The sequence below is a fragment of the Ruficoccus sp. ZRK36 genome, from assembly GCF_019603315.1.
Classification (GTDB): domain Bacteria; phylum Verrucomicrobiota; class Verrucomicrobiia; order Opitutales; family Cerasicoccaceae; genus Ruficoccus.
Genome location: NZ_CP080649.1, coordinates 827,723 through 842,987 on the forward strand (window position 1 = coordinate 827,723; position 15,265 = coordinate 842,987).

14 protein-coding genes are annotated in these 15,265 nt (G+C 57.4%); 12 read left to right on the forward strand and 2 right to left on the reverse strand.

Going from position 1 to position 15,265, the window contains the following annotated elements; translation table 11 throughout:
• Positions 1-165: 165 nt before the first annotated feature.
• Positions 166-1,533 carry a UDP-glucose 6-dehydrogenase gene (locus K0V07_RS03610; protein WP_220623171.1) on the reverse strand — a complete coding sequence of 456 codons (1,368 nt, stop codon included), beginning with the start codon at positions 1,531-1,533 and terminating at the stop codon, positions 166-168.
• 183 nt (positions 1,534-1,716) lie between these two features.
• Here K0V07_RS03610 and K0V07_RS03615 point away from each other — a divergent pair, with 183 nt between their 5' ends.
• A complete protein-coding gene (locus K0V07_RS03615; RefSeq protein WP_220623172.1) occupies positions 1,717-2,538 on the forward strand; it encodes a glycosyltransferase family 2 protein in 822 nt (273 codons plus the stop codon).
• 15 nt (positions 2,539-2,553) lie between these two features.
• Here K0V07_RS03615 and K0V07_RS03620 read toward each other — a convergent pair whose 3' ends face one another.
• Entirely contained in the window at positions 2,554-3,399 is an 846-nt protein-coding gene (locus K0V07_RS03620) for a glycosyltransferase family 2 protein (protein ID WP_220623173.1), read from the reverse strand.
• A 156-nt stretch (positions 3,400-3,555) separates the two neighbouring features.
• Here K0V07_RS03620 and K0V07_RS03625 point away from each other — a divergent pair, with 156 nt between their 5' ends.
• The 11 genes from K0V07_RS03625 (at position 3,556) to K0V07_RS03675 (ending at position 15,250) form a co-directional block, all read left to right on the forward strand.
• Positions 3,556-4,029 (forward strand): hypothetical protein, encoded by a 474-nt coding sequence (locus K0V07_RS03625; RefSeq protein WP_220623174.1) that lies wholly within the window; start codon positions 3,556-3,558, stop codon positions 4,027-4,029.
• Between the two features lie 32 nt (positions 4,030-4,061).
• On the forward strand, positions 4,062-5,042 hold the full coding sequence (locus K0V07_RS03630) for an NAD-dependent epimerase/dehydratase family protein (protein ID WP_220623175.1): 981 nt from the start codon (positions 4,062-4,064) through the stop codon (positions 5,040-5,042).
• Between the two features lie 65 nt (positions 5,043-5,107).
• Positions 5,108-6,655 carry a lipopolysaccharide biosynthesis protein gene (locus K0V07_RS03635; protein ID WP_220623176.1) on the forward strand — a complete coding sequence of 516 codons (1,548 nt, stop codon included), beginning with the start codon at positions 5,108-5,110 and terminating at the stop codon, positions 6,653-6,655.
• A gap of 108 nt (positions 6,656-6,763) precedes the next feature.
• Complete coding sequence (locus K0V07_RS03640; RefSeq protein ID WP_220623177.1) at positions 6,764-7,924, forward strand: glycosyltransferase family 4 protein; 1,161 nt, start codon at positions 6,764-6,766, stop codon at positions 7,922-7,924.
• 111 nt (positions 7,925-8,035) lie between these two features.
• The gene (locus K0V07_RS03645; protein WP_220623178.1) at positions 8,036-9,595 is read left to right on the forward strand and encodes a hypothetical protein; all 1,560 of its coding nucleotides are present in this window, start codon (positions 8,036-8,038) and stop codon (positions 9,593-9,595) included.
• A gap of 18 nt (positions 9,596-9,613) precedes the next feature.
• Positions 9,614-10,612, forward strand: a complete 999-nt coding sequence (locus K0V07_RS03650) for a glycosyltransferase family 1 protein (RefSeq protein ID WP_220623179.1) — start codon at positions 9,614-9,616, stop codon at positions 10,610-10,612.
• Positions 10,609-11,781 (forward strand): glycosyltransferase, encoded by a 1,173-nt coding sequence (locus K0V07_RS03655; RefSeq protein ID WP_220623180.1) that lies wholly within the window; start codon positions 10,609-10,611, stop codon positions 11,779-11,781. The genes K0V07_RS03650 and K0V07_RS03655 overlap by 4 nt, the downstream gene beginning before the upstream one ends.
• 2 nt (positions 11,782-11,783) lie before the next feature.
• Positions 11,784-12,932, forward strand: coding sequence for a glycosyltransferase (locus K0V07_RS03660; protein WP_220623181.1), 1,149 nt, complete (start codon positions 11,784-11,786; stop codon positions 12,930-12,932).
• Entirely contained in the window at positions 12,929-13,507 is a 579-nt protein-coding gene (locus tag K0V07_RS16595) for a putative colanic acid biosynthesis acetyltransferase (protein WP_220623182.1), read from the forward strand. Before K0V07_RS03660 ends, K0V07_RS16595 begins: the two co-directional genes overlap by 4 nt.
• Positions 13,508-13,525: 18 nt before the next feature.
• Positions 13,526-13,978 (forward strand): serine acetyltransferase, encoded by a 453-nt coding sequence (locus tag K0V07_RS16600; protein WP_220623183.1) that lies wholly within the window; start codon positions 13,526-13,528, stop codon positions 13,976-13,978.
• A gap of 219 nt (positions 13,979-14,197) precedes the next feature.
• Positions 14,198-15,250 carry an NAD-dependent epimerase/dehydratase family protein gene (locus K0V07_RS03675; RefSeq protein WP_220623184.1) on the forward strand — a complete coding sequence of 351 codons (1,053 nt, stop codon included), beginning with the start codon at positions 14,198-14,200 and terminating at the stop codon, positions 15,248-15,250.
• The last annotated feature ends 15 nt before the right edge of the window (positions 15,251-15,265 follow it).

The window sequence follows — 15,265 nt, forward strand, 5'->3', positions numbered from 1 at the left end:
CGTTGAGCATGGGCAACACGCGCCCGGGTTCAAGCCTTTACAAACCTCTCGTTAGCCTGCCAAACACCCGTAAAAGAGCGGATGGTGGGGTTGGGGTTCTGTTTCCGTTATCAGTGGCAGCGAGCCTTGTGGGCAAGAGGGGCAGAGCCCCGCGCGCTCACGCACCTAGCGGCTGCCCCCCTGGCCGATCCCATGTGCCTCGAAGCCGATTTTACGCAGCTCGGCAAGGTTCAGGATATTACGGCCATCGAAGACAAAGGCGGGCTTGAGCATGTCCTTGTAAATGCGCTCCCAGTCCAGTTCCTTAAAGGCATCCCACTCGGTCAGGATCGCCACAGCATGGGCGCCCTTTACGGCTTCATAGGGGTCCTCGCAAATATCGACGGCGCTATCACCCTCATCCAGAGCGAGCTCCTGGCGGATCGACGCCGCGGTCACCTTCGGGTCATACACGGCCAGATTCGCCTGCTCTTCCAGCAAGTCGCGACAGACATCGATAGCCGGTGACTCACGCGTATCATTGGTATCCTTTTTAAAGGCAAACCCGAGAATCGCGATTTTCTTGCCCGATACGGTGTTGAAAAGCGTGGAGACCATGCGATCTACGAAGCGGCGCTTCTGATAGTCATTCATGGTCACGACCTGCTCCCAGTATTTGGAGACCTCGGGCAGCCCGAAGTGCTCACAGAGATAGACCAGGTTGAGAATGTCCTTCTGGAAGCAGGAGCCCCCAAACCCAACGGAGCTGCGCAGGAATTTCGGACCGATGCGCGAATCCCGCCCGATGGCGTGCGCAACCTCGTCCACATTCGCACCCGTGGCTTCACAGAGGGCGGAAATAGCGTTGATGGAGGAAATGCGCTGGGCCAGAAAGGCGTTAGCGGTCAGCTTGGACAGCTCGGAGGACCAGACATTGGTCGTCAGGATGCGCTCACGCGGCACCCAGTGGGCATAGACATCGACAAGAGCCTGCACGGCCTTGTCACCTTCTGCCGACTCTTCGCCGCCAATCAGCACGCGATCCGGCGCCATCAAGTCCTCAACAGCGGTCCCTTCCGCCAAAAATTCCGGATTTGAGATGACCTGGAACTTCAGGTCCTTACCGGAACCGGCCAGGATGCGCCGCACAGACTCAGCCGTCCGCACCGGCAGGGTGGACTTTTCCACCACGATCTTATCCGACTCGGCAACGTCAGCGATGCGACGGGCGCACAGCTCAATATACTTGAGGTCAGCCGCGCGGCCAGCCCCGACCCCGTAGGTCTTGGTCGGCGTGTTCACCGAGATAAAGATCATCTCCGCCTCGCGGATTCCTTTATCCACATCCGTGCTGAAAAACAGGTTGCGGCCTCGCGCCTCGCGAACCACTTCATCCAAGCCTGGCTCAAAAACCGGCAGAGAGTCGGAGTTCCACGCGTCAATGCGCGCCTGGTTGATGTCAACGACGGTGACCGGAATATCCGGGCACTGCTTGGCAATCATGGCCATGGTGGGTCCCCCCACATAGCCAGCTCCAATACAACAGATTTTCATATCAGCTTTTTTCGGATTAGGGAAAGCCCCTGATCGTCCTTATATCGCCACTATTGACAATCCTTTAATCCCGTATCGGGCGACAATTGGGTGACAACTCCAGACCTCAAACGCAGTGGCACCAACGGACTTCATGGCGGTTTGAGAGTTGTCAGGCCACCGGCAACCTCTTGTGATCGCAGCATGCCGGAAGCCCCTGACATCTCGGTCATCATCCTGACACTCAACGAGGAGCGTGACCTGCCCGGCTGCCTGGACTCCCTTAAATGGTGCGACGACATCCACCTGCTCGACTCCGGCAGCACGGACCGCACCGTCGAGCTGGCCAAAGCCAGCGGAGCCACCGTCTCGGTCAACGCCTTCCAATCCTTTGGGCAACAGCGGAACTGGGCGCTCGACCACTGCCCCATTAAGCACAGTTGGGTGCTCTTTCTCGATGCCGACGAGCGCATCACCCCTACCCTGCTCACCGAGCTAAGCGATAAGACCGCCCATGCGCCCAACTCGGTCGCTGGCTACTACTGCTGCTGGGCGCTCATGCTCGGCGAGCGCTGGCTCAAGCGCGCCGACAACTTCCCCAAATGGCAGTTTCGGCTCATGCGGGTAGGCCGGGCGCGCTTCACGGACTTCGGCCACGGCCAGAAGGAGGATCAGGTGGACGGCGAGATCGACTACATCAAAGAACCCTACCTGCACTACGCCTTCGGGGGCGGCTGGGAGGTCTGGGAGAAGCGCCACCGCAAATACGCCCAGCAGGAGGCCCTCGCCCGCCGAACCTCCGATGTACCGCTATCCCGTGTCTTTTCCCGCCATGCCTCGCGCCGCAACCCCGCCATCAAGCGCCTCGTCAGTCGGCTGCCCGGATGGCCGCTGTTCCGCTTCTTCTACACCTATGTCCTGCGGGGCGGCCTCCTCGAAGGGCGTGAAGCCTGGGAATACTGCCGTCGCCTGGCGTGGTACGAGGCGTTGATTCAGAAAGAAATGAAAATCCTGCGCCGGAGCTGACTTGCGCGGCACTGCTTAAGCGCGGGGCTCCCGGTCGCGCGCAGCTCCCACTTCCAGGATTTTCTGGCGGATCTCGTAGAAATAGATTCCTTTGAAAACTGAGAAGACGAAGCCCTTTCTGCCGTCCAGGAAGCCGAGCTTGAGGAAGTAATTGACGACAAAATACGCCGGCGACCACCACCACTTCGCCAGGTTGCGGTATTTCTTTTTCTGCCGCGGCGTCAGGCGCAACCATTCCTCCTCACTGGCCTGGGTGATCTTCCAGTACCGATGCGCCTCCCAGGAAGAGTACGCGTTGTGCTTGGCAATGAAAGCCTCCAGCCCCTTGTAGTCCTGGTGAACGATCCGGGCGGATATCTCCCCGATTTTGCCCTCGATGATCGGATGCTCGTGCACCTCCATGTCGATCCTGCTCCAGTGGTCCTCTTCAATCCGCTCATATTCACCCGCGCCCGTACGAAACAGCGCCAGCTTCCTGAACGCGACGCCGTGGCGCATAAGCTTACCCTGGAAGTAGTTATGAAACCCCATCCAAAAGCCCTGCTCAGTGGCCTGCGGCAGCCGCGCCTCCAACTCGGCCCGGACATCATCCGTCAAGTACTCGTCGGCATCGAGGAAGAGCACCCATTCAGTCGTGATCGGGTGGTTCCGCAAGGTCCAGTTGCGCTTCTTTGGGAACTGCCCGTCCCAGACAAAATTTACATACTGCGCCCCGAACTCCCGGGCAATCTCAGGCGTACGATCCGTGCTGCTGGAGTCCACCACCACGACCGTGCGCGCAAACCCCTTCAGCTCCCGCAGGCACAAGGGCAGATTTTTCTCCTCATTTTTAACGGGCACTATGACCGTAAGATCAAGCATGGCAAAAAACGTTAGTTGACCGTTGGAGACAACCCGGCGCGTGCGGCCTACGAGTCTCTCTCTTAGCCCGATATCCTCGCAAATCACCCGATGACAGCGCAACTCCATATTTTTCTTTATTTCAGAAAAAAATGAATTTATAAAAAACATAATATCATGACAAACTCCTCGACCACGCTGGAAGACTGGGAAATCGAACTGCTGAATACTTTCGTCGGTTTGTTTGATTCGTTTGGTGTGCCCAAGTCCGTGGCACAGATCTATGGAGTTCTCTTTTGCGCGGACGAGCCGCTGAGCCAGGAAGAGATCGGACAAAAGCTCCAGATCAGCGCGGGGTCAGCCTCCCAGGGGCTGCGGCTGCTGGTAGATATGGGAGCAGCCCACAAGCAGTCTGTCCCCGGGCAGCGCGGGAACTATTTCACCCCCGAACGCTCTATGAGGCGTCTGCTGGGCTACTTCATCGACGCCAAGATGCGCCCCCGCATGCGCACCGGTAAGGAGCGCCTGGAAAACCTGCGCAAACACCTCCCCAAGGACAATGAACTCGCCCTGAAACGCCTGGACACCCTGCTGCAATGGCAATCCAAAGCGAACAAACTGCTGCCCGTGATTTCCAAATTCCTCGGGTAAAATCTCAGCATAACCCTTTACGATCATCTTTAATGAGCAAGTCCCAACCCATTCTCGTGACCGGCGCGGCCGGTTTCATCGGCAGCAAGACCGCCGAGATGCTCCTGGATGCCGGGCAGCCCGTCGTCGGCATCGATAACCTCAACGACTACTACGACCCGCAGGTCAAACAGTACCGTCTGGACCAGCTCAAGAAGCGCGAGGGCTTTACCTTCCGCCCTCTGGACATTGAGGACCTGCCCGCCCTGAAAACGCTCTTTGGCGAGCACTCGTTCTCCGCCGTCATCAACCTGGCGGCACGGGCCGGTGTGCGGTACAGCATGGATAATCCGCACGTCTACATGACGACCAATGCCCACGGCACGCTCAACCTGCTGGAGTGCATGAAGGAGCGCGGCGTGCAGAAATTTATACTGGCCTCCACCTCCTCTCTCTACGCGGGGCAGCCCATGCCCTTTGTCGAGACCCTGCCGGTTAACACACCGATCTCGCCCTATGCGGCCTCGAAGAAGGCCGCAGAGGCCATGGCCTACACCTATCACCATCTGTATGGCATCGATGTCAGCATCCTGAGGTACTTTACCGTCTTCGGCCCGGCGGGTCGTCCGGACATGTCCATCCTGCGCTTCATCAAATGGATCGACGAGGGTACCCCCATCGAGCTCTTTGGCGACGGCTCCCAGAGCCGTGATTTCACCTATGTCGACGATATCGCGCGCGGCACCATCGCCGCCCTCAAGCCGCTCGGCTACGAGATCATCAATCTCGGCGGTGGAAACAACCCCGTCTCGATCAACGCCATGATCGAAAGCTTTGAAAAGCACCTGGGCAAGAAAGCCGTCATCAACCAGAAGCCCTTCCACAAGGCCGACATGAAGGAAACCTGGGCCAATATCGACAAGGCCAAATCCCTTCTGGGCTGGGAACCCCAGATCGACCCCTTTGAAGGCTTCCGGCGCAGTGTCGCATGGCACGAAGCCAACCGCGACTGGCTCAAGACGATCAAGCTCTAGCGGACCGCCAAAGGCCACGATGAGCCCCCGTCACACCGCCACGCAAGCATCCTGAACGCATGTAAATGAGTAACGAATGTCCAGCAACACGTCCCTCGGACCGCTATTTCAGCGACAAGGACGTCCTCAAGGATATCGGCAAGCGTACGGCCCGCGGGGGCGTTATTATGCTCCTGGGGCAGGGTGTGCGCCTCGTGCTGCAGATGGGCTCTACGATCGCACTGGCACGGTTACTCACCCCCACGGACTTCGGCCTGGTAGGCATGGTCACTGTCCTGATCGGCCTCATCGTGCTGTTTCGCGACTTTGGTCTCACACAGGCGACCGTCCAACGCGAAAGCATCCACCACGACCAGATTTCCAACTTGTTCTGGTTCAATGTCGTTCTCAGCACACTCGTCGCCGGGCTCTTTGCGGCCAGTTCGCCACTGATCGCCGCTTTTTATGAACAGCCAAAGCTGGTGCCCATCACGCTAGCCCTTGCTGCCGGGCTTTTCGTAGAGGGCATCGGCCTGCAGCACCGCGCCCTGATGATGCGGGCGATGCAGTTCTCCAAGCTGATGGGAGCCGACGTCATCTCGCAGGTCATAGCGGTCGGCCTGGCTATCTACATGGCCTGGGCTGGCTATGGCTACTGGGCGCTGGTCGTCCTGAATGTGGCCGGAGCGTTCGGCCGCACAGCCTTTTACATACTGAATGTACGCTGGTTACCGGGGATGCCCAAGCGCTACGTCGGCACCAAACCTTTCCTGAAATACGGCAGCAATCTCTTCGGGTTCAACACCGTCAACTTTTTCTCCCGCAACGCCGACAATATCCTCATCGGCAAATTCGTCGGGGAGCAGGCGCTGGGCTACTACTCGATGGCCTATCGCTTGATCCTGCTGCCGATGCAGCAGATCAACTCCCCCCTCTCTCAGACCTTTCTGCCGACCCTGAGCCGTCTGGCCAATGACACCCCACGCTATCGCAGCACATATATCAAGCTGCTGAGTATGATGGCCTACCTCTCCGTCAGCATCATTTGCTACACCGCCATCAACTGTAAAGAGGTCGTACTGCTTGTGCTGGGCGAAGAGTGGGCACCCGCCACCAAGCTGTTTCTGGCCTTGCTACCGCTGGCCTATATCAACGCCACCAACATTGCCGACGGCATCGTCTATGCCAGCCTCGGGCATACAGACCGGCAATTCAAGTGGAGCTTCGTCGTCGTTCCCATTACGGTGCTGAGCATGATTGTGGGCCTGCCCTGGGGAGCCCTGGGGGTGGCAATCGGAGCCAGCGCCTCCTACATTTTAATCCGACCCTTTTCGATAGCTTATTGCTACCGTGGCACCTTCCTGCGCAATCGGGATTTTTACAGTGCCCTCTGGCGGCCCACGCTACTGGCGATGACGGCCGCACTGGTGGCCTACCTGTCTGGTGGCCTTGTCTGCGAGTATTGGGCCATCCAACAACCGCTGCCCGGCCTTATCCTCAAGTCCATTTTCTACGTCATCGCCTTTCTGGTCATCGACTATCTCTTGGTTGGCCAAGACAAGTTTTACCTGTATGCCATCGAGTATGTAAAAAAGCTGATAGCCAAAAAATCCGCGCACACAAATAAGGCATAGCTATCCCCCAAGTTCGACAAAGACGTACCCGTCCAAAATACACATGCATCCGAACAATCCAAATAACGTCAACGCTGGCGCTATCCTTCTATGAAACGTGTCCTGATAATGAGCACACTGTATCCGCCTTATGTCGTAGGTGGAGCCGAATTGAGTACCCAGCAAATAGCGGAGGAAATGAGCCGCTATTACGACGTGTCCGTCATCACATCCTCGCCCGACAAGAATACCCATCGCGAACAGATGAACGGCGTGACGATCTACCGAGTCCCCGCCCGCAATGTCGGCTCATGGAAACGCCCGGCAGATACGAAGCTCAAAACCGCACTCTTTCACATCGGCGAGAATTACAATTTCCCCCGCGAGGCGCAGATACGCAGCATCTTCGATGAAGTAAAGCCCGACTTGCTCCACACCAATAACCTCGCCTGGCTTTCGACTCAGATCTGGGCACACGCCAAAAAACAGGGCTGCCAGGTCATGCACACCTTACGCGACCGCCGCCTGCTGTGCCCCTACCACATGTTCGGACACGGGCTGTGCCACCGACGCTGCAACTTCTGCAAGGCCTACAACCTGCGACACGACAGCCACTCCAAGCACGTGGACCAGATCGTGGGGGTATCCCGCGATGTGCTCGAGGCACACCTGCGCGAGGGCCTCTTCCCCAATGCCCAGAGCCATGTCATCCACAACGGCGTCAAGGACCTCTACAACAAGCCGTACCACCCCAAGCCTCCCTATACATTCGGGTTCCTGGGTGCCCTCTCCCAAAGCAAAGGCATCGACCAACTGCTGCGTGTATGGCCCAAGATGCCCCCCGAAAACCGGTTGCTTGTCGCGGGCACTTCAGGCAGTGTGGATTCTGATCAAGCTCTCAAGGAGAAATACGCCCTCCCGAACATCACATTTCTTGGACGCGTGAAGCCCGACGAATTCCTCAGTGAAATCGACATCCTGGTTACCCCCAGTAACTACTGGGAACCCTTCGCCCGATCCATCCTCGAAGGATTCTCGTGCGCTATCCCCACCATCGCCAGCAATCGGGGGGGATTCCCCGAAGTCATCGAGCCCGATCAAACCGGCTGGCTCTTTGACTGCGACAACGACGATGATCTTCTCCAGCACCTCAAAAAGATTACTGAACTACCCACCGGTAAACTTGAGGAAATGAGCCTGCGGTGCCGTGAGCGCTACCTAAAGGACTTCACGGCCGAAACGATGCTGAATAACTACCGGCAGCGTTACATGAAACTCTTAAACTCGTGAAACCAGCATCACACCTTGTCTGCGTTCTCAGTGCCAAGCTCCTGGCGCCGGACGCAGCGTGTTTCACGCTCCTATCTCACCTCCAAGTAAACTCTTTTATTTTCCGCCTCCATGCAACGCGCGTATAGACTATACATCGCCTTCTTCCTCGTGATCGTCTCGAACTTCGTCTATCAGTTCATAGGCGAGGGGCCGGCGACCCTGACCTACCCGATACTTTATCTGTTCGCATTCTATTTGCTGGCGGAGCACGACAAGGGCTACGTAAACGTCTTTGCCATCCTGTTTCTGGCCTACTCTGTTTTTCTAACAAAGACCGAGTATCAACTCTTTGATGCCTCTGTGAACCAGTTCGGGGAATTCGAAGGGCACACCTTCACCTATCTCTCGATCAGTGGCATCGGGGCCACCATCGCGACCTTTGTGAGCATTGTCTCTGCCCCGTTCATCCTGGCGAACACCAAGCTTCGAGATACCCTGCAGATCCCGGTCGTCCGCAACGCCCTCATCATGTTGGGCCTGGTATTTGCATTCCACCTGTTTCAGAAAGTCATCTACTTCCGGTCCTCGGGCTTCAATCTCATCACGATCAAGCCAATCGTTCCAGTGGCCTTTTTGTGCATGGGGGCGGTTGCAGTCTCTTATGGCTACACGTTTAGAAAGTTCATGGTCACCTTCTTCCCCCTGTCCATTATATTCTGTGTCCTGGCAGTAACCACTCCCTTAGCCCTGACTCGCACCATATTTATGGGCGTCATCGGTGCGTCTCTATTATTCATCTACCTCTTAAACAAGCGCACCGCACCATCTTTTCTCCTGGCGATGTTGTGCCTCGCAGTGATCGCCTATGGTATCGTCTTCGCGACGTTCTGGACGAAGATCTACATCATCGGCTTTTTCTTTTTCTATGTCCTGGCGAAGTTCAACGAGAAGCTGCTGCGTCCCATGTTGATTTTCGGCTTCGTTTTTCAGCTCGCGATGGTCTTTACGGTTTCGAGCATGGACATGGACAAATACGCCACCAAGGCGTACTTGGAGGAGTCCCGGCAAAAGGGTGACGATCGCATCGGTAACTTGACCAGCATCGGTTCGTTTGAGGAACTTAAAAATCGCCTGATCTTCAAGGCCACGGCCGACCGTGCCAGCGTCTGGCGTGGACAGCTCAACGAACTGTGGAACAACCAGCCGCTGCATGGCGCTTTTCCCCTCCCGGGGGCCATATATCTCTTTCAGGGACTTGATGGTAAGACGGCAGTGTGGAGGACTGCCCCCCACAACAGTTTCCTGTTGGCCTGGCGATACTACGGGTTCGCTTTCGGCACCTTGTACCTGTTTGCTCTATACTATGTCGCCTACAAGGTTCTGGGCTGTCGAAGTGATCCGGATCCCGTCGTGAACGCTCTGTACAAGTCGCTGGTGCTAACCATCTTCACCATTGGTTTCTCTGCGGGTGACTACTTTATTTCGGACACTTACGTCGTCATCTTTTTGACGATTCTCGGGATCGGTATCGGACACATGCACATGAAGTCCGCTCCCTACGGCCCCATGCCGATGCAAGGCCCGATGCCTATGCCTGGCCCTATGCCCGGCCCCATGCCAATGCCAGGTCGCATGCCGATGCCGCACAGGCGGCCTCCCCCTCCCCATCACAGGGGACCGATGCACTAGAACTGCTTCTCCCGCCTCATGACGCCCAGAAAGCTCACGTTTTTTTACCGGAAGCAAAGCAAAGGGATCAGCATTCAGCGTCTTTTTGCGGACATCCGGCAGGCTATCAGCCCCGACTATCGTCAGAGCGAGTGCTACTGTCCCCATGCCAGTGCCAGTAACCCTGTCAAAATCCTGCTCAATCTGCTGCACGCCTTCAACCACCGCTCCGAGATCAACCATATCACCGGCGACGTGCACTACCTGTGCCTCGCCCTACCGCGCAAACGCACGGTGCTCACCGTCCATGACGTTCATTTCATCGACTGGGACGAGCGCAGCCACTGGCAGCGCGCAATCTACAAATTTCTCTACATGCGCGTGCCTGCGTGGAAGTGCAGATTCATTGTCTTTATCTCCAAGGCCTCACAAGAACACTTCCAACAGCACGTACCGCTTCCGGCGCATGTGAGCCATGTGATCCCTGACTGCGTGTCAGAGTTTTTCACCTATAGCCCACCCCGTCCACTCGCTGGCAAAGCACGCCTGCTGCAAGTCGGCACCACGCAGAACAAGAATCTCTCCCGTACCATCGAAGCCCTGCGCGGATTCGATGTACACCTGCGCATCATCGGGAAACTCTCGCCCCAGCTCCAGGAACAGCTCAATGCCAGCGGCCTGGAGTACTCCAGCGACCACCAGATCAGCGACGAGCAACTTCTCCGTGAATACCAGGAGGCGGACATCGTTCTTTTTCCCTCGCTGACCGAGGGCTTCGGCATGCCCATCATCGAGGCACAGTCTGTCGGGCGCCCGGTACTCACCTCCGATCGCCTACCCATGAGAGAAGTTGCCGCAGGAGCCGCTCTCCTGATCGACCCCGAAGATGTGAGCTCTATCCGCACCGGCATAGAGCAGCTGCTCAACGATGAACAGCTCCGCGCGCGCCTGATTGAGGCCGGACTGAATAATGCGCGGCAGTACCACCCCTCCCAAATCGCAGCCGCCTACGAATCCCTTTACCAGCAAATACCATGAACACAGACCAGCCAAATAAGCTGAAAGTCGTCTTCTGGTGGAACATCCCCTGCAAGGCCATGCTTCCCATCTTCGCCGAGCTGTCGAAGTTCGAGGATATGGAGATCAAGGTCGTCACCGCCTCCGGCCTGAGCCAGGGCCGCAAATCTCTGCACTGGAAAATCCCCGACATGGCCAATGCCACTCTGGAGATCCTGGAAGAGGGGAACTGGCAAGAGCGCGCACAGGCGATTTTGGAGGAAAACACAGACGCCACACATGTGCTCAGTAACTACCAGCGCCACAAAAAGCTGGTGCATGTCCTGCAAACGGCCACGGCCATGGGGCTACCCGTCGCAGCCATGAGTGAAGCCCCCTGCAACATGAGCACCGGCATCAAAAGGTGGCTCAAGGCGCTCTACCTGCAGGCGGTTCTGCCCCGAGTCCTGAGCAAGCGCATTGCTGCGGTGCAGAAAGTCTTCTGTCTTTCGGGCAACCGGCTTGAGGCCATGCGCAGAATCGGCTGGCCAGTCGAGAAGATCATACCCTTCGGTTACTTTCTCAGCCCACCCCCAATCGAGAATACATTTCTGCGTTCGCGCACTCCCGATCAGCCGCTTCACTTGCTGTGTACCGGCTTCGTCGAGGAGTTCAAAGGAAGCGGACTGCTGGTACGAGCCCTGCACCTGCTCCATCAGCAGGGCCTCCCTTTTTCCTGCACGATCACCGGCAGCGGTTCCTATCTCCCCAGCCTCGAACGCTACATCAAGCAGCATAAGCTGGAGCAGCAGGTAACTCTGCCCGGCATCCTCCCCTATGAGGAGTTCAACGCACTCAAAAAGAAAGCGCATGTCTTGATCGCCCCAGGCTATGAGGAGCCATGGGGGATCCGTATCAATGAGGCGCTACAGGAGGGCATGCCTGTGATCTGCTCAGACCGACTCGGAGCGGCGGACATCGTCCAGGCCAGCCAGGCGGGACTGACTTTCCGCAGTGGCGACTACGGCGAGCTCGCCTGCTGTATCCGACAGCTTGTCCTGAAGCCAGAGCTCCTGGCTGGCTTAAGCCAGCATGCGCTTGATTTCGCACCGCGCCTGCACCCACAGGTAACAGCCGCATATCTAAGGGCCCACCTGCAACCACAGGCCAATAGCGACCCGAGTAAACTTTACCTGCCCTGGGGACTTTAACCATGCCCGCACCCACCAGCCACCCCCCGAAAGCCCTGCTTCATGTGCCGACGCTGGGCGTTAATGACGGCGGCCCTCCCCGCTCTGTCAGCGCACTGGCTGACTCCATGTATCGCAACGGGGACGACGTCACGCTACTCTATGGCAAGAGCGAGGACCAGGGCGAGGTGTCCGTCGCCCCAGGCATGACGATGTGCCCATACAGCCGCACCTCCGGGCCCCTCTCCGCCTGCATGAGCACAGCTCTCGGAGACAAGGACGTTGATCTCGCCCACGACAGTGGCATCTGGGGCCCCAGTAATCTGGCCTTCTACCGCTATGCGCAGCAACGCAAGCTCCCCCTGGTGATCTCTCCCCGCGGCATGCTCGAGCCCTGGGCCATGAACCACCATAAGTGGAAAAAGAAAATCGCCTGGTTCGCCTATCAGCGCAAGATCCTGCATGCCGCTGCAGCCTTTCACGCCACGGCGAACTCCGAAGCCGAGCAGCTCCGTAAACTGGGCTTCCGGCAACCCATCGCCGTCCTTCCCAACGGCGTTAACCTGCCCACTCTAGCTGCCTCACACCACGAAGACACCACCACCCGCACGCTGCTCTTCCTCTCCCGCGTCCACGTGAAAAAAGGCATCCCGCTCCTGCTGGAAGCCTGGTCCCACCTGCGCCCGCAGAACTGGAAGCTCGTCATCGCCGGGAATGACGACGGCGGACACGCGGCCGAGGTCGTCCAGCAGATCAAACAGCTCAAGCTGGAAGAGGTCGCGCAGGTCGTAGGCCCCCTCGAAAACGAAGCCAAAGAGGCGGCTTTCCTCAACGCAGACGCTTTCGTACTCCCCACCTACTCCGAAAATTTTGGCATCGTTGTCGCCGAAGCCATGAGCTACGGGCTTCCGGTACTGACCACCACCGGCGCCCCATGGCAGATGCTCCGCGATGAAGACTGCGGCTGGTGGGTCGAGCCTGTCACCCCTGAGATTGAAAAGGCGCTGCAGCAGCTCTTCGCCTGTGAGCGCACGAGGCGTATCACCATGGGCCTCAAAGCCCGTGAGCTCGTGCAGACGCATTTCGCGTGGCCCTCCATCGGCGAGCGGATGCGCGCTTTTTACGAGCACCTGTTATTTAAAACATCCAAGCCTGACTTTCTCTATCCATGAGCACCCAGACCGACGGCCCTAAACAGAACTTCTATCAGCAATCCTATCGCTCCGAGTTGAGCCTGGGGAACAGGCTGGGCCGGATCTTGTGGGCCATGGTGAAGCCTCTCGTCAAACATAGCCCCAGGCCCTGCTTCGCCTGGCGCAAGTTCATCCTCCAGTGTTTCGGGGCAAAGATCGCCAAAGGCGCGCGGGTGTACCCAAACGTCAACATCTACGCCCCCTGGAACCTGGAAATGCGCAGCCGCAGTGGCATCGCCGAAGATGTCGAATGCTACTGCGTCGACAAGATCATCCTGCATGAGGATGTGACCGTCAGCCAACAAGCCTTTCTGTGTACTGCCTCCCACAATATCGACAGTATGCAGCGCGATCTGGTCACCGGCCCCATCATCCTGGAGCAGGGTAGCTGGATCTTTGCACGCGCCTTCGTCGGACCAGGCGTAACCGTCCACCGAGGTGCTGTTGTCGGTGCTTGCTCGGTCGTGGTCAAAGACGTCCCGCCGCTCGCCGTCGTAGCCGGTAACCCGGCCCGACTCATCCGACAAAGACACATTGAACCCCAAGACTCCTAGACTCAGCCCCCTGTCACCATGAGCAAGTTTGTAAAACGCATCCAGGTTTACCTGATAAAACCCCTGCAACTGATCTTCCTCAGCTTGCTTCACTACAAGACGATTAAGGTCTATCTCTGCAACGATTTCACGATCGGCCTGAAAACACTCATCGCGAAAAAGACCCGTTTCCCACACCCCGTGGGGATTGTCATTGGGCACAGTGTCGTGATGGGGAACAACTGCGCCATCTACCAGAATGTCACGCTGGGGACAAAGGAGACGCGCAACGCTCACAGCACCGCATACCCCAAGCTCGGAGATAATGTCACCATCTACCCCAATGCACTCGTGATCGGCGACATTCGTATCGGCGACAATGCGGTTATCGGTGCTGGCGCCGTCGTGCTACACGACGTCCCGGCCAACGGTGTGGCGGTGGGAAATCCGGCCCGTGTGCTCCCTCCCAAAGCACCATTGATCAAACCTTAAGGATGCACATCTCATCACGTTAAATAGCCGTAACACAGCGTCTTAGGTTTGCCTGTTGCAGACCATTCAGTGAATAAAGAGACATTCCAGACCCTGGCCCGCAGGGGGGTGTAGACTTCGGTCGCAGGGCTGTTCACTCTTGCCAATAGTTCGTTTATTCGAAATATAATTCTTCTTTGGCAACTTACTGCCAGAGGCGTTCCGCTCACTTGAATTTCCATGAAAAAAATACTCGTTACCGGCTCTTCCGGCCTCATTGGATCGGAAGTTTGCGTCTTTTTCGCTAAACAAGGCTTCGCTGTTCATGGCCTCGATAACAACCAGCGGGCTGTCTTTTTCGGTGAAGCTGGTGATACCCGCTGGAACCAGCAGCGCCTGCAGACCGCCCTGCCTGAGTTCGCGCACCATGAGCTGGACATTCGCGACCGTGCCGGCGTACAGGAGCTGCTCAAGACATTACGCCCTGACGTGATTGTCCATACCGCTGCCCAGCCCTCACACGACCGCGCCGCCCAGATCCCCTTTGACGATTTCGACACGAATGCAGGCGGTACGCTCAACCTGCTGGAGGCTGTCCGCCAGCACTGCCCGGAAAGCCCGTTCATCCACATGTCCACGAACAAGGTCTACGGCGATGCCCCTAACAACATCGCCCTCAAGGAACTGGACACACGCTGGGAGTACGATGACTCCACCTACGAGAACGGTATCGCTGAGAGCTTCACCATCGACCAGTCCAAGCACTCGCTCTTTGGGGCGTCGAAAGTCGCCGCAGACGTCATGGTCCAGGAGTACGGGCGCTACTTCGGCATCCCCACTTGCTGCCTGCGCGGCGGCTGCCTGACCGGCCCCAATCACAGTGGTGTCGAGCTGCACGGATTCCTCAGCTACCTGGTCAAGTGCAACCTGGAAGAGCGCGAATACACCGTCTTTGGCTACAAAGGTAAACAAGTCCGCGACAACATCCACTCGCTGGACGTGGCGCGCTTCATGTGGGCCTTTTACCAGAACCCCCGCATCGGCGAGGTCTACAACCTCGGCGGCGGCAAGCAGAACAGCTGCTCCATCCTGGAAGCTTTCAAGCGTATCGAATCCCTCGGCGGCAAGCCGATGAAGTACAAGTATGTGGACAAGAACCGCGAAGGTGACCACATCTGCTACTACAGCGACCTGAGCAAGATGCGCAGCCACTATCCGGACTGGGACATCACCAAGAGCCTCGACGACATCTTCAGTGAAATCCTGATCAGCTGGCGTGAGCGCCAAGGCTAATACAGCGAGGGTCTT

Excerpts from the sequence above, each read along its gene's own strand:
- K0V07_RS03645 (WP_220623178.1), top strand. The coding sequence starts at position 8,036 with ATGCAACGCGCGTATAGACTATACATCGCCTTCTTCCTCGTGATCGTC.
- K0V07_RS03660 (WP_220623181.1), top strand. The coding sequence starts at position 11,784 with ATGCCCGCACCCACCAGCCACCCCCCGAAAGCCCTGCTTCATGTGCCG.
- K0V07_RS03610 (WP_220623171.1), bottom strand. The coding sequence starts at position 1,533 with ATGAAAATCTGTTGTATTGGAGCTGGCTATGTGGGGGGACCCACCATG.
- K0V07_RS03630 (WP_220623175.1), top strand. The coding sequence starts at position 4,062 with ATGAGCAAGTCCCAACCCATTCTCGTGACCGGCGCGGCCGGTTTCATC.
- K0V07_RS03625 (WP_220623174.1), top strand. The coding sequence starts at position 3,556 with ATGACAAACTCCTCGACCACGCTGGAAGACTGGGAAATCGAACTGCTG.
- K0V07_RS03615 (WP_220623172.1), top strand. The coding sequence starts at position 1,717 with ATGCCGGAAGCCCCTGACATCTCGGTCATCATCCTGACACTCAACGAG.
- K0V07_RS03620 (WP_220623173.1), bottom strand. The coding sequence starts at position 3,399 with ATGCTTGATCTTACGGTCATAGTGCCCGTTAAAAATGAGGAGAAAAAT.
- K0V07_RS03640 (WP_220623177.1), top strand. The coding sequence starts at position 6,764 with ATGAGCACACTGTATCCGCCTTATGTCGTAGGTGGAGCCGAATTGAGT.
- K0V07_RS16600 (WP_220623183.1), top strand. The coding sequence starts at position 13,526 with ATGAGCAAGTTTGTAAAACGCATCCAGGTTTACCTGATAAAACCCCTG.
- K0V07_RS03655 (WP_220623180.1), top strand. The coding sequence starts at position 10,609 with ATGAACACAGACCAGCCAAATAAGCTGAAAGTCGTCTTCTGGTGGAAC.
- K0V07_RS03635 (WP_220623176.1), top strand. The coding sequence starts at position 5,108 with ATGAGTAACGAATGTCCAGCAACACGTCCCTCGGACCGCTATTTCAGC.
- K0V07_RS16595 (WP_220623182.1), top strand. The coding sequence starts at position 12,929 with ATGAGCACCCAGACCGACGGCCCTAAACAGAACTTCTATCAGCAATCC.
- K0V07_RS03650 (WP_220623179.1), top strand. The coding sequence starts at position 9,614 with ATGACGCCCAGAAAGCTCACGTTTTTTTACCGGAAGCAAAGCAAAGGG.
- K0V07_RS03675 (WP_220623184.1), top strand. The coding sequence starts at position 14,198 with ATGAAAAAAATACTCGTTACCGGCTCTTCCGGCCTCATTGGATCGGAA.